At 51.2% G+C, this 12,736-nt stretch carries 14 protein-coding genes; 6 read left to right on the top strand and 8 right to left on the bottom strand.

Translation table 11 applies throughout. From position 1 onward, the window contains the following. Window position 1: 1 nt before the first annotated feature. Together tal and tkt are read right to left on the bottom strand one after the other, a co-directional pair. Entirely contained in the window at window positions 2-1,093 is a 1,092-nt protein-coding gene (gene tal / locus IMCC13023_RS04310; protein WP_007541650.1) for a transaldolase, read from the bottom strand. Beyond that, window positions 1,093-3,156: a transketolase gene (tkt, locus tag IMCC13023_RS04305; protein ID WP_007541649.1), complete on the bottom strand. Its 2,064-nt coding sequence runs from the start codon at window positions 3,154-3,156 to the stop codon at window positions 1,093-1,095. The genes tal and tkt overlap by 1 nt, the downstream gene beginning before the upstream one ends. Window positions 3,157-3,288: 132 nt before the next feature. On the opposite strand from tkt, the gene IMCC13023_RS04300 reads away from it, so the two are divergent. Further along, window positions 3,289-4,197 (top strand): heme o synthase, encoded by a 909-nt coding sequence (locus IMCC13023_RS04300; RefSeq protein ID WP_050816746.1) that lies wholly within the window; start codon window positions 3,289-3,291, stop codon window positions 4,195-4,197. Between the two features lie 6 nt (window positions 4,198-4,203). On the opposite strand, the gene IMCC13023_RS04295 is transcribed toward IMCC13023_RS04300, so the two are convergent. Together IMCC13023_RS04295 and IMCC13023_RS07055 are read right to left on the bottom strand one after the other, a co-directional pair. Then, window positions 4,204-5,529 (bottom strand): cryptochrome/photolyase family protein, encoded by a 1,326-nt coding sequence (locus IMCC13023_RS04295; protein ID WP_007541646.1) that lies wholly within the window; start codon window positions 5,527-5,529, stop codon window positions 4,204-4,206. Next, the gene (locus IMCC13023_RS07055) at window positions 5,526-6,611 is read right to left on the bottom strand and encodes a COX15/CtaA family protein (protein ID WP_050816745.1); all 1,086 of its coding nucleotides are present in this window, start codon (window positions 6,609-6,611) and stop codon (window positions 5,526-5,528) included. The genes IMCC13023_RS04295 and IMCC13023_RS07055 overlap by 4 nt, the downstream gene beginning before the upstream one ends. A gap of 149 nt (window positions 6,612-6,760) precedes the next feature. On the opposite strand from IMCC13023_RS07055, the gene sufB reads away from it, so the two are divergent. Genes sufB through IMCC13023_RS04265 form a run of 5 tightly spaced genes read left to right on the top strand, consistent with a single transcriptional unit; the run spans window position 6,761 to window position 10,751 of the window. Continuing rightward, entirely contained in the window at window positions 6,761-8,179 is a 1,419-nt protein-coding gene (gene sufB / locus IMCC13023_RS04285) for a Fe-S cluster assembly protein SufB (protein WP_007541640.1), read from the top strand. Next, complete coding sequence (gene sufD, locus IMCC13023_RS04280) at window positions 8,180-9,337, top strand: Fe-S cluster assembly protein SufD (RefSeq protein ID WP_007541637.1); 1,158 nt, start codon at window positions 8,180-8,182, stop codon at window positions 9,335-9,337. A 1-nt stretch (window position 9,338) separates the two neighbouring features. Then, window positions 9,339-9,650 (top strand): non-heme iron oxygenase ferredoxin subunit, encoded by a 312-nt coding sequence (locus IMCC13023_RS04275; RefSeq protein ID WP_007541635.1) that lies wholly within the window; start codon window positions 9,339-9,341, stop codon window positions 9,648-9,650. 13 nt (window positions 9,651-9,663) lie between these two features. Continuing rightward, a complete protein-coding gene (gene sufC / locus IMCC13023_RS04270) occupies window positions 9,664-10,422 on the top strand; it encodes a Fe-S cluster assembly ATPase SufC (protein ID WP_007541633.1) in 759 nt (252 codons plus the stop codon). Further along, window positions 10,419-10,751, top strand: a complete 333-nt coding sequence (locus IMCC13023_RS04265) for a metal-sulfur cluster assembly factor (protein WP_007541630.1) — start codon at window positions 10,419-10,421, stop codon at window positions 10,749-10,751. The genes sufC and IMCC13023_RS04265 overlap by 4 nt, the downstream gene beginning before the upstream one ends. Window positions 10,752-10,805: 54 nt before the next feature. Here IMCC13023_RS04265 and IMCC13023_RS04260 read toward each other — a convergent pair whose 3' ends face one another. From IMCC13023_RS04260 to IMCC13023_RS04250, 4 genes are read right to left on the bottom strand one after another with little or no spacing between them, the layout of a single operon-like run. Beyond that, the gene (locus IMCC13023_RS04260) at window positions 10,806-11,366 is read right to left on the bottom strand and encodes a biotin transporter BioY (RefSeq protein WP_007541627.1); all 561 of its coding nucleotides are present in this window, start codon (window positions 11,364-11,366) and stop codon (window positions 10,806-10,808) included. Between the two features lie 32 nt (window positions 11,367-11,398). Further along, window positions 11,399-12,211 carry an SURF1 family cytochrome oxidase biogenesis protein gene (locus IMCC13023_RS04255; RefSeq protein ID WP_050816744.1) on the bottom strand — a complete coding sequence of 271 codons (813 nt, stop codon included), beginning with the start codon at window positions 12,209-12,211 and terminating at the stop codon, window positions 11,399-11,401. Continuing rightward, on the bottom strand, window positions 12,192-12,392 hold the full coding sequence (locus tag IMCC13023_RS07215) for a hypothetical protein (RefSeq protein WP_007541622.1): 201 nt from the start codon (window positions 12,390-12,392) through the stop codon (window positions 12,192-12,194). Before IMCC13023_RS07215 ends, IMCC13023_RS04255 begins: the two co-directional genes overlap by 20 nt. Then, complete coding sequence (locus IMCC13023_RS04250) at window positions 12,385-12,669, bottom strand: DUF3099 domain-containing protein (RefSeq protein ID WP_050816743.1); 285 nt, start codon at window positions 12,667-12,669, stop codon at window positions 12,385-12,387. Before IMCC13023_RS04250 ends, IMCC13023_RS07215 begins: the two co-directional genes overlap by 8 nt. Between the last annotated feature and the right edge of the window lie 67 nt (window positions 12,670-12,736).

Below are 12,736 nucleotides of genomic sequence, written 5' to 3'. Positions count from 1 at the left end.
TCTAGCTTCCAGCTAGCGCATGTTCGACAGTTTCAACCAATTCATCCCAAGAGACTATGAACTTTTCAACGCCCTCTTGCTCCAGCTGAGCTGTCACATCGGCAAGATCAACTCCAGCGGCAGCAATTTGAGCCAGCACAGCCTTTGCGTTTTCAAACGAAGCCACTACTGACTCGTTTGGAATCACGCCATGGTCAGCGGTTGCCATCATGGTTTTTTCCGGCATGGTGTTGACGATGTTTTTAGAAACCAGTTCGGTGACATACAGGGTGTCCGGTAGAGCTGGATCCTTTACTCCCGTTGAAGCCATTAGCGGTCGCTGCGGGTTTGCTCCTGCTTTTTCAAGCGCCTGCCACTCTGGTGTTGCGCAACGGTTCTGGAAAAGTTCGTATGCCAGTTGAGCATTGGCAAGAGCGGCCTTGCTCTTCAGCTCTGGCTTACCAAGCGCCTCTAACCTGGCATCCACTTCAGTATCAACGCGAGAAACAAAAAACGAAGCAACTGAATGAATCTTGCTCAAGTCCTTGCCTGCCTGCTTCGCCTTCATTAGACCTTCCATGAAGGCATCGATGACCTTGTCGTAGCGTTCTAGCGAGAAAATCAGAGTCACATTCACAGAAATCCCTGCAGCCGTAACGGCGGTAATAGCCGCCAAGCCATTCAAGGTTGCCGGAATCTTTATCATGACGTTATCGCGACCCACGAGTTCATAGAGCGATAGCGCCTGAGCAATGGTGCGCTCGGTGTCATTTGCCAGCCCCGGTTCAACCTCAATTGATACTCGACCGTCAACACCATTGGATTCGTTGTAGATCGGCAGGAACAGGTCGCAGGCGGCTGCTACATCATCTGAAGTGATATTTGCAATTGCTCGCGCAGCACTGCTGCCGGCGTTTTTCTCTGCAGCAATTGCGTCCTGATAGGAGGATCCCTTTAGTGCGGCGGCAAAAATAGTCGGGTTGGTGGTAACGCCTCTCACCGAGAAATTATCAATTAGGTGCTTAAGATTGCCAGATTCGATTCGCTCTCTGGAAAGATCATCCAGCCAAATTGAAACTCCCGCTTCAGTAAGTGATTTTAGATTCTCATTCATTAGTTACCTCCAAGTACTTTCTTTGCTGCCTCAACCACCTTGTTGGTGGTAATTCCGAACTCCGTATAGAGAGTCTTGTAATCAGCCGATGCTCCGAAGTGGTCAATGCCAATGGACTCGCCATTATCCCCAACATACTTGCGCCATCCATCGGTAACTCCGGCCTCAATCGAGACCCTAGCCTTCACTTGCTTTGGAAGCACTGACTCTTGGTAATCCTTGGACTGAGCATCAAACCACTCAAGGCAAGGAGCCGACACGACTCGAACTGACTTGCCCTCTGCCTCTAGTATCTGCCTTGCTTCAACCGCAAATTGGACTTCGCTTCCGGTTGCGATCAAGATCAAATCAGGCTTATCGGCTTGGCCTGCGTAAACATAGGCACCCTTGCTGACCTGATCGGCCTGGCCGAAGCCTTCGCTGCGGTCAAGTACGGGAAGGCCCTGCCTCGTGAGCACAATTCCGGCGGGGTTGTTTTTGTTTTTCAGAACCTGAAGCCAAGCCTGAGAAGTCTCGTTCGCATCGGCCGGGCGCACTATGTCTAGATTCGGAATCAGCCTCAGTGCATTCAAGTGCTCGATTGGCTGGTGAGTTGGACCGTCTTCACCGAGTGCAACCGAATCGTGTGTCCAAACATAAATCGGAGCTATGCCCATCAATGCGGCCAAGCGGACCGAAGGCCTCATGTAATCGGAGAAGACCAGGAAGGTTCCGCCAAACACCCTCGAGTGGCCGGAGAGGCTGATGCCATTCAGGATTGCACCCATAGCGTGTTCGCGAATGCCGAAGTGAAGTATCCTGCCGGCAGGCTTAGGAGTCCATGCCTTGGTTTGCCACTTAGCAGGGACAAATGATCCGCCACCTTCAATGGTGGTGTTATTGGACTCTGCAAGGTCGGCTGATCCGCCCCACAGTTCGGGCATCTTGGAAGCAATTGCGTTTATAACCTTGCCGGATGCTGCTCGGGTTGCGATTTCCTCGCCCGATGAGAATTCTGGAAGTGACGATGTTAGGTCTGCCGGCAGCTCTCCGGATGCAAGACGCTCGAACAACTTTGCCGAATCAGGATTGGCTTGCTGCCAGTTGCTAAACGTAGCTTGCCAAGCCGCACGCTCTTCCTTTCCACGCTGAGCCAATTGCCTCGTGTGAGAAAGGACTTCCTCGGCCACCGCAAAGTGCTCTTCAGGATCAAAACCCAACGCTTGCTTTAGGCCAGCAAGTTCCTCAGCACCAAGCTTTGATCCGTGAATCTTGCCGGTGTCTTGTTTTGTGGGACTCGGCCAACCGATGATGGTCCTTAGTGTGATTAGCGTTGGCTGATCTTTGTTTTCCTTGGCAGCAAGTACTGCCTCATAAAGAGCTTCTACATCCTCAACGTATCCGGTTTCTTTTCGCCAGTTGACCTCGATGGTCTGCCAACCATAGGCCTGGTAGCGCTTTGCGACATCTTCAGAAAAGCTGATGTCAGTGTCGTCTTCGATAGAAATCTGGTTTGCGTCATAGATCACAATCAGATTGCCCAGACCGTGATGACCGGCAAGGGAGGCCGCTTCGGCGCCAACGCCTTCTTGCATGTCGCCGTCACCAGCGATTACGTAAACAAAGTGGTCAAACGGTGAGGTTCCGTCGGTTGTGGCGGGGTCAAATAATTCACGCTCAAATCTTGTTGACATAGCAAATCCAGTTGCCGATGCAAGACCTTGACCCAATGGGCCAGTTGTGATTTCAACACCCTTGGTGTGAGCGTATTCGGGATGACCAGGAGTTAAAGACCCCCAGGTTCTCAATGATTGAATGTCGTTCAGTTCGAGACCAAAGCCACCTAGAAATAACTGGTTGTACAAGGTCAGTGAAGAGTGACCCACCGAAAGGATGAATCGATCTCGGCCCACCCAGCGGTCATCTTGCGGGTCATGTCGCATGACCTTTTGAAACAATAAATACGCAGCCGGTGCCAGGCTTATTGCGGTTCCGGGGTGGCCGTTGCCAACCTTCTCTACTGCATCCGCGGCAAGGACCTTGGCAGTCTTGACTGCCAAATCGTCAATTTCATTCCATTCCAACAAAGAATCATTCCTAACAAATTACGTGTTTTACCACTTAGGGATTTGCGCCGGCGGCAGTGCCTGACATTTAGCCATGAGTCTATACCGAGTGGGCTGCAGGACAGCGCGGACTGGATTAGACTTGAGCAAATGTCTACGGTGGAAAAAACTTCTGGTGCGCGGTTTTCGCGCAAGATCCGTGCCTATTTTTTACTAACTAAACCGCGTGTTATTGAGCTACTGCTCATCGCGACCGTGCCGGCCATGATTCTGGCCGCTAGAGGTTTCCCTTCAATTTGGCTGATTGTCGCCACCGTATTCGGCGGCGCTCTCAGCGCTGGAAGTGCCAACGCATTCAATTGCTACATAGATCGCGACATTGACAAAATAATGGGTCGAACCAAAAATCGGCCGCTGGTTACCGGAGAGATCACTCACAAAGAAGCGTTGATCTTTGCGTGGTCGATTGGAACCCTGTCCGTCATTTGGTTTGCGCTTCTAATAAATGTTCTTGCAGCCGTTCTGTCGCTAGTCGCAATTCTTTTCTATGTCTTTGTATACACGCTAGGGCTCAAGCGACGCACGCCTCAAAACATAGTTTGGGGAGGCGCTGCCGGGGCAATGCCCGCTCTAATTGGTTGGGCTGCGGTGACTAATGAGCTTTCGCTAGCTGCCGGGGTGCTGTTCTTGATTATCTTCCTTTGGACTCCGCCGCACTATTGGCCACTTTCAATGCGGTACTTAGAGGAGTACAAAGCTGCCGGAGTTCCAATGCTTCCGGTAGTGGCTAAAAACGAACACGTCGGCAGGCAGATAATCCTTTATGCCTACGCATATTTTGCTTCGACGCTTTTATTGATTCCAGTTGCGAACATGGGCACGGTGTATACCGTTGCAGCAGTATTGGCCGGAATCTGGTTCACCTGGGAATCACATCGGCTTTACAAGGAAGCGAAGGTTCAGATACCTCAGAACCCAATGCGCTTGTTCCATGCGTCAATTACCCACTTGACGATTTTGTTTTTGGCAATCGCCATTGACCCGCTGATTTATATTTAGAGACTTTTAGCGCTTTATTTCCTCGAGTCGCCGCAACGCCTCATCTCGTTCTTGAGAGTGATCCAAAATTGGGGGAGCGTAACCGAATTGGTAACCGGCGATGTCGTTCCAAGGTTCGTGGACGCTTGCAGCTGGCAAATGGGCTAACTCCGGCACCCACCTCCTTACGTAATCGCCGTCCGGATCAAATTTTGCACCCTGAAGAATTGGATTAAACACTCTGTAAAAAGGGCTCGCATCAGTGCCGCAACCGGCAGTCCATTGCCAACCGTGGGAGTTTGAGGCGGGGTCAAAATCAGTCAAGTACTCCTCAAAAAACTTTGCGCCAATTTGCCACTCGAAGTGAAGGTCCTTCACCAAAAAACTTGCAACAATCATGCGGGCCCGATTGTGCATCCACCCGGAATTCACAAGCTGTCGCATCGCTGCATCAACAATCGGATACCCAGTGGAGCCAGTCTTCCAAGCTGCTAGCTTTTCCGGAAACTTTTCTGGGTCGTCGTAGGCAAGTTCCGCAAAGCGAGGCTCGTAGTACTCGTCATAGGTGCGAGGGTGGTGGTGCATTACATCCGCGTAAAACTCTCGCCATGCTATCTCCTTGCGAAAGACCTCCTCGCCCTCTGTCCTTCCGAGACCGGCAAGTAGTGTCCGCGGATGAACTTCGCCGTGTGCTAAGGCATGAGAAAGCTTTGAGGTGCCGTTTATGTCAGGTCGATTCCGGTGTTCCGAGTAATCAAAAATCCGAGACGCTCGAAACTTGGCCCAAGTTTCAAGCGCCAGTTCCTCACCTGCATTCACGCTCGAGGCTAGGGCAATGTTTTTGCTGGCCGCCGCCCACGGGGCGTTTTGAACATCCAGAACGAACGGCTCGGGCACGGAGACTTGAAGCCATCTTTTATAAAAGGGCGTATACACGCGCACGGCTGTTTGATCGTCTTTTACGACTGTTCCAGGCTCAACTGCGTAATAACTACCGAGTAAGACAAGCTCAACATCTAGTGCATCGAGTGCGTCACGAACCGCCTCTTGCTCGATAACGCCATTGGTATCAAATGCCCTCGTGGCCACAACACGCTCGCCAGAAAACTCCTGACATATTTTTCCAAGCTCGACGCTTGCTTCGCCGTGGCGAAGCTCAAGTCCTTTGGGGAGGCTTTTGTCCAAAGCGAGGATCGAGGCCACGACCGAACTTGCACGTAACTCGGACATTCCAGCACTTGAGGTCGGAAGAACAAAGACTGGAAGCAGCTCCTGGGAAGTACTGGCCGCGAAACTGAGCGCCTCATTGTCTTGAAGCCTACGATCTCTTCGAAACCAGAAGATTGTCTTCATCGGTTTATTTTTCTTGCGCTCAAGACCTGAAAAGTAATCAGGGAGGTAAGCACTCCGGAACCAAGCATGTGAATACCGACCAACAGCGGTGGAACCCCCATTCGCGCCTGAACTACGCCAATAACAGCCTGCAAAACAGTAGCGGCGAATAAGAGCAACAGAATCCGAGACTCCAGTTGCTTCAATACGGACCTGGATCGGACAACCTGAGCAATTAGCTGCAGAGTTATTAGAGCCAGCAGCGTGTAGCCGGGGTAGGAGTGGTAATGCTGCCAGACCTCAAGATCAAGGCCGTTTCGCGGCGTGAGGGCATCGCCGGCATGCGGACCGGCACCGGTGACAATTACCCCCATGCATATAGCAATGAACCCAACTACTACAGTCGGCCAAGCCAGATTTGAATTCCACAGTGCAACGTCATTGCCCGGCTTGGGCAATGCCCGCCAGACCAAGAGTGAAGCCAACGCGATCAGACCGGTGGAAATTACAAAGTGGAGACCCACAATCCAAGAGTTCAAGCCTGTGAGAACCGTAATGCCACCGATTACAGCCTGCACGATTATGCCAACTCCTAAGCCAAAAGCCGGAACCACTAAGCCAAACCGGTTTGTCGAGCGGGCCGTTCTAATAATGATGGCGCCAAACACCAGCATCATTGCCAACGCCAGCGCAAACGTGGTTAAGGTAATCACAACAAGCCCAAACATGGTGTTCAAAGCCAGGCCCACAACAAGCAAAATCGCCCCGCTGAAAAAACCAATCGACAGTAATCCGATGCGACGCGTGGATTCACTGATTCTTACAACAACGATGAAGGTCAAAAGTGCAATCACAAGGAGCACGATTGTCAGCAGCCGATTTCCAAATTCAATAACGCCGTGGAAGCCCATCTCTGGGGTGCTTACTAGAGAATCCTCCGTGCATTTCGGCCAAGTTGGGCAACCCAAACCGCTCCCAGTCAGCCGGACAGCGCCCCCAGTGACAACAATCAAAATTTGGGTCACGAGTGACAACCAAACAAATAATCGCAATCGAAGCGGCGACACAATGCCATTGAACCATAGGCCCTTGAGGGTCTTCATAAACGCCTTAACTTAGGTATGCCTTACTGTTTTATTTTCATAGAACTGCGTAGGCTTTCTAAAACATCACAGCTCAAGTTTCTCACGATTGGCTTTGATGGAATACGTTTCATCCAAATCAGTTGTACTGATTAAGCAAGGAGGCCACAATGGCAGAGAAAATTATTGATCGCCCAGAACTGGACGACCTAGGTACCTATGAATTCGGTTGGTCCGACAAGTCAAAAGCTGGAGACGACGCCAAGCGTGGTATTTCAGACGAGGTCGTTCGCGACATCTCAGGTAAAAAAGACGAGTCCGACTGGATGCTAAAACGCAGACTGAAGGGTTACGAGCTTTTCCTAAAAAAGCCAATGCCTACTTTCGGAGCAGACCTGTCCGGTATTGACTTTGACAACATCAAGTATTTCGTTCGCTCCACGGAGCGACAGGCGCAAACCTGGGAAGACCTTCCAGAGGACATTCGCAACACTTACGACAAGCTTGGAATCCCAGATGCGGAGCGACAGCGACTAGTTTCAGGCGTTGCCGCACAGTATGAGTCAGAGGTCGTGTACCACTCGATTCGCGAAGACCTCGAGAAGCAGGGTGTCTTGTTTCTAGACACCGACACCGCCCTACGTGAGTACCCTGAGATCTTTGAAGAATACTTCGGGACTGTGATCCCAGCCGGCGACAATAAGTTTGCCGCCCTCAACACAGCTGTTTGGTCCGGAGGGTCTTTCGTCTACATCCCCAAGGGTGTAAAAGTAGATATCCCTCTTCAAGCATATTTCCGAATAAACACCGAAAACATGGGGCAGTTCGAAAGAACGCTGATTATCGCTGATGAGGACTCTTACGTTCACTATATCGAGGGTTGCACCGCTCCTATTTACCAGTCTGATTCTCTGCACTCTGCAGTAGTTGAAATTATCGTCAAGAAGAACGCTCGCGTTCGTTACACGACAATCCAGAACTGGTCTAACAACGTTTACAACCTGGTGACCAAGCGAGCCATCGCTCACGAGGGTGCCACCATGGAGTGGATCGATGGGAACATCGGCTCAAAGGTCACCATGAAATACCCAAGCGTCATACTTGCGGGCGAGCGCGCTCGTGGCGAGACGCTGTCGGTTGCTTTTGCCGGAGAAGGTCAACACCAGGATGCTGGAGCCAAGATGATTCACCTTGCTCCCTACACAACGAGCTCGATTGTGTCCAAGTCAATTGCTCGAGGTGGTGGAAGAACCTCCTACCGCGGTGAAATTCGGGTAAATCCGGGAGCTCATCACTCGGCGAACACGGTTCGCTGTGACGCGCTACTGGTAGACACAATCTCCAGATCAGACACTTATCCTTCCAACGATATCCGCGAGGATGATGTTTCGATGGGTCACGAGGCGACGGTTTCGGCCATCAGTGCAGAGCAATTGTTCTACTTGCAGTCCAGAGGCATGGCAGAAGATGAAGCGATGGCGATGATTGTTCGAGGCTTTATCGAGCCGATTGCCAAGGAACTGCCAATGGAGTACGCGCTGGAGCTGAACAAGCTAATTGAGATGCAGATGGAAGGGGCTGTTGGCTAGATGGCGCAGCACGGAATAAAAGCTCACGAGCACAAACTCGTGCCGCTTCAGACAAGGTCTGAGCGCCCTAGGTCGACATCAGTAAACGATTTCGCAGAGCTTTCAAACAGGCAGGAGATCTGGCGTTACTTGCCAATGGATCGCCTCCAGGGCCTGGATGCAGAAGTTATCGGCGAAGTGTCCCAGAATGAGCTTTCAATAAGTCTCGCCGGAACAGTTACTGCTAATTGGATCGATTCCAGTGAGCCTATTGTCGGTTCCGCCGGATTACCTGAAGATCGAATTTCGGCAATTGCGTGGACGAATGCATCGAAAACTCTTCTGGTTGAGGTTCCTACCGATCAGGAAATAACTGAGCCTGTTTTTCTAACCTTGAAATTAGAAGAGCTTGCAGCAAAGGCCCTGCATATCTTCGTGAAGGTAGGCGCGAACGCGAAAGCGACAATCGTTCTGGACCACATCGGCCAAGGCTTACTTGCGGAAAACGTTGAAATTCTTTTGGAGCCCGGAGCAAAGCTTGACTTTGTGTCGATTCAGGACTGGGATAACGGTTCTTCCCACGTTTCAAACCAACTAACCAGACTCGGTAAAGACTCAATTCTGAAGCACGTCGTGGTGTCACTTGGGGGAGACCTCGTTCGAGTCACACCCTCTGTTGCCCTGGACTCTCCGGGTGCCGAAATACAGATGTACGGCGTATACCTAGCTGATTCCAAGAACTACTTTGAGCACCGGCCCTACGTGGACCACATTGCCGAAAACTGCGTTTCCAATGTTGCCTATAAGGGTGCGCTCCAGGGCGCAGGGGCTCACACAGTCTGGGTCGGAGATGTTCTGATTAGAGAAACTGCCATTGGAACCAATAGCTATGAACTAAACCGAAACCTCTTGCTCACCGACGGTGCGCGAGCAGACTCTGTTCCAAACCTAGAGATTGAAACAGGCAAAATTGAAGGAGCTGGACACGCTAGTGCTTCTGGCCGATTCGATGACGAGCAGCTGTTTTACCTAATGGCTAGAGGAATTGGCGACACCGAGGCCAAGCGCCTTGTGGTTCGAGGATTTTTGAATGAGGTAGTTCAGAAGGTTGGAATTTCTCAGGTTGAAGACCGTCTAATCGCCTCGATCGAACAAGGACTCGAAAAGGCAGGCGTCTAAATTGGCAGTAAGAGTTTGTGCAGCTGAGGACATAAAGCCGGGTAACGCCCTCAGGGTGACCATTGAGGGGCATCCCATCGCTCTTGTGAGACTAGATGACGGCAACTTTCGAGCGATCGATGACAAATGCTCACACGGTGAGATTTCACTGAGCGAAGGCTTTGTTGAGGACGAAACCTTGGAGTGCTGGGCCCACGGAGCCAAGTTCGACCTCAATACCGGCGTTCCCTTGAGTCTTCCGGCGTATGAGGCAGTGAGCACCTATGAGGTGCTAATAGAAAATGACGAAGTTTTTATCGAGTACGAAGCGTAAAGGAAATCAAAAAATGGCAACCCTAGAAATTAAGAACCTCCACGTATCAGTCGATACGGACCAGGGCAAGAAACAGATCTTGCGAGGCGTGGACCTCGTGGTCAAGTCGGGCGAAACTCACGCGATTATGGGACCAAACGGTTCCGGCAAGTCGACCCTTGCCTACTCCATAGCCGGGCACCCCAAATACGAGATCACCGAGGGAGAGATCCTTCTCGATAGGCAGAACGTTCTCGAGATGGCTGTCGACGAGCGAGCAAAGGCTGGGTTATTCCTTGCAATGCAATACCCAGTTGAAGTGCCAGGTGTTTCGGTTTCGAACTTTCTGAGAACCGCGAAGACCGCTCTTGACGGCGAAGCTCCAAAGCTCCGCGAGTGGATCGGTGACCTAAAGGGCGCGATGAAAAACCTCCGCATGGATCCGGACTTCACAGAACGAAACGTTAACGAAGGATTCTCAGGTGGAGAAAAGAAGCGCCACGAGATTCTTCAGCTGGAGCTCTTGAAACCCAAAATTGCAATCCTCGACGAAACCGATTCTGGACTCGACGTAGATGCATTGAAGGTCGTTTCAGAGGGCGTCAACCGAGCCAAAGAAGAAACTGGCCTCGGAGTTCTTCTAATCACTCACTACACTCGAATCTTGCGCTACATCGAGCCGGACTTTGTTCACGTTTTTGTGGCTGGAAAAGTGGCGGAACAGGGCGGCCCAGAACTGGCTGAACGCCTAGAAGCTGAGGGCTACGATCGCTACTTGAAGACCGAAGCATGAGCGAGCCGAAGGAATTAGAGCCCGCTCAGTACGACCGGGTCATCGAGGCAATGAAAGACATCATTGACCCAGAAATTGGAGTGAACATCATTGACCTCGGATTGGTCTACGGGCTCCAAGAGTCCGATGATGGCGCACTACTTATCAACATGACACTCACCTCCGCTGGCTGCCCACTTCAGGACGTTATTGAAGAGCAGACGGCAGCTTCATTGGAGGGAGTGGTTGACGCATTCAGAATCAATTGGATCTGGATGCCACCATGGGGTCCGGAACAAATTACGGATGATGGAAAAGAGATGATGCGAGCCATAGGTTTTTCTATCTAACAGGATTGATAAAAAAAAATAGGACCCAACTGGGTCCTATTTTTTTTTGATCTGTTATTTATTCACAATCTTCCAGGCAAGTGGCAGCATTGCTGCTGCTGCGATTGCCTTGGCGACGTCTCCTATCAGAAACGGAATAACTCCTGCGGCAATGGCCTGCGAAATGCTGAGGCCTAGGGTAATCATCAAGCCTGCGACTCCAAAGCCGTAAATTATCGCTGATCCGGCGGCAAAGCTAAAGGCCACTTTCAGTGGGGTTTTAGAAAAACCCTTGGAGGCCAAGAAGCCGACTAGGGCTGCAGCCGCCACAAAGCCGACTATGTAACCCACGGTTGGCAAGGCACCCGTCAGCGTCTTAGCTGAGGCGAACACGGGCAAACCGACGGCGCCCATGGCAAGGTAAACAGATAGTGAAGCGGCACCGCGTCCTGCACCGAGCGTTGCTCCCACCAGGAGAACTGCGAAGGTTTGAAGGGTGAGTGGCACTGGCCACATTGGAATCTGAACCTGCGCCGCAAGTGCAGTAATTAGAGCACCACCGAAAACCAGAGAAATGTTACTTACTAATGTCCTTGGGATAAAACGGTCCACAATTGTTGCCTGCGCAATGCTCATCTTCTAAGCCTTTCTAGCCTCTTGCGGTCATTCTATTGGTTGGCGTCTTCAAACTCAGCGTCTTCCAGTGCCTGATTTTCCTTTGGCTTTCTTGGAGCTATCTGTCCGGCCGCCTCCCGATCGATGCGCCGTTCATTTCTGAAGGCCCAACCAAAGGCGACAAATGCCATGATTCCAAAGATTATCCATTGAAATGCGTAGGAAAGATGGTTTCCCTCATTCAAAGAAGGCATTGGCATCGGGAACGGTGCATTTGCATATGAGGGGGATTCTGCGTCTATTCGACCGTACCTGTCAGACACCACAGTCCCGTATTCACCCAGCTGAACGGACAGCTGGGCCGGGTTTACAGATGCAAGCTGCCCTCGAACGGGAGCTCGATTCAGATCAGGCTCAGCGGCTCGAAGACGAACAGTGAGAGTGTGAGCAACTGAATCCGGCAAAGGGTTAGAGGACGGCTCAGTTACTCGAACACCCGTCGCAAGCCAGCCGCGGTCGATAATCAAGATCTGACCATCATCCAAAAGCAATGGAACTAGCTGCAGGAAGCCACCCTGTCCGCTTAGAGGCCGGTTTCGCACAAGGACGGCCTCTTCAGTCAGATACGTTCCAGTAACTGTTACTGGGCGCCACTCATTGATTGGTTCACCATTTTCGAAGAATTCCCAGTCCAGGTCAGCGAATGGAACGGCGGACTTGTCGTAATTTTCAATCACGGTGTTTATTTTTTGAACTCTTTCTTCCCGCCTAGAAAATTGCCACCAGCTCAAAAGTGAAGTCGCTATTGAAAAAAGCACAACTAAGGCCAACCAAGGGCCCCAGCGTCTAAGTGTGCTTTGGGTCAAACTTTTCATCCTTCAGGTAGAAGTCTCTAGCTGATAGATAGTCAACCAGATATGACCGGTGCTCGTCGCAGGCAGCCCAAGACTTGACCCTGTCAGGGGCATGGACTTTAGGATTTCGCCAGCTAATCAACCAGGCTGCGTCAAGAGCGCAACCGGCCCGAGAGCACTTAGCGTTAGTCATCAAACTTGAATTGGTCCGACTTGATAGTAATTTTGGGGGCAATTGCCTTGCTAGTTGTTTCTTTTGGCGCTCCCTGTTGGTTGGCTAGTACGACCGCAAAATAAGGAAGAAAGATAGCCAATCCGAAGAAAATCCACATCAAAAACCCCTGGGTGAAAACTCCGAGCACAATGCACACCATCCTTATGGACATGGCAACCGAATATTTAACCATGCGCGACCTGCGCTCGTCCTCGGGGCTGAGGTTTATGGAAGTGGCGCTCTGGCGCTTGCTCAAGTGTTGCCGTTCTTTCAGGATAGGTAATTACTAGACTGTGTTATTCACAACGCTCAATGCTCAATGG

It is taken from the genome of Candidatus Aquiluna sp. IMCC13023 (assembly GCF_000257665.1).
Classification (GTDB): domain Bacteria; phylum Actinomycetota; class Actinomycetes; order Actinomycetales; family Microbacteriaceae; genus Aquiluna.
The sequence above is the reverse complement of the archived record's forward strand: the minus strand, read 5'-3'. Positions and strand labels throughout refer to the sequence as shown.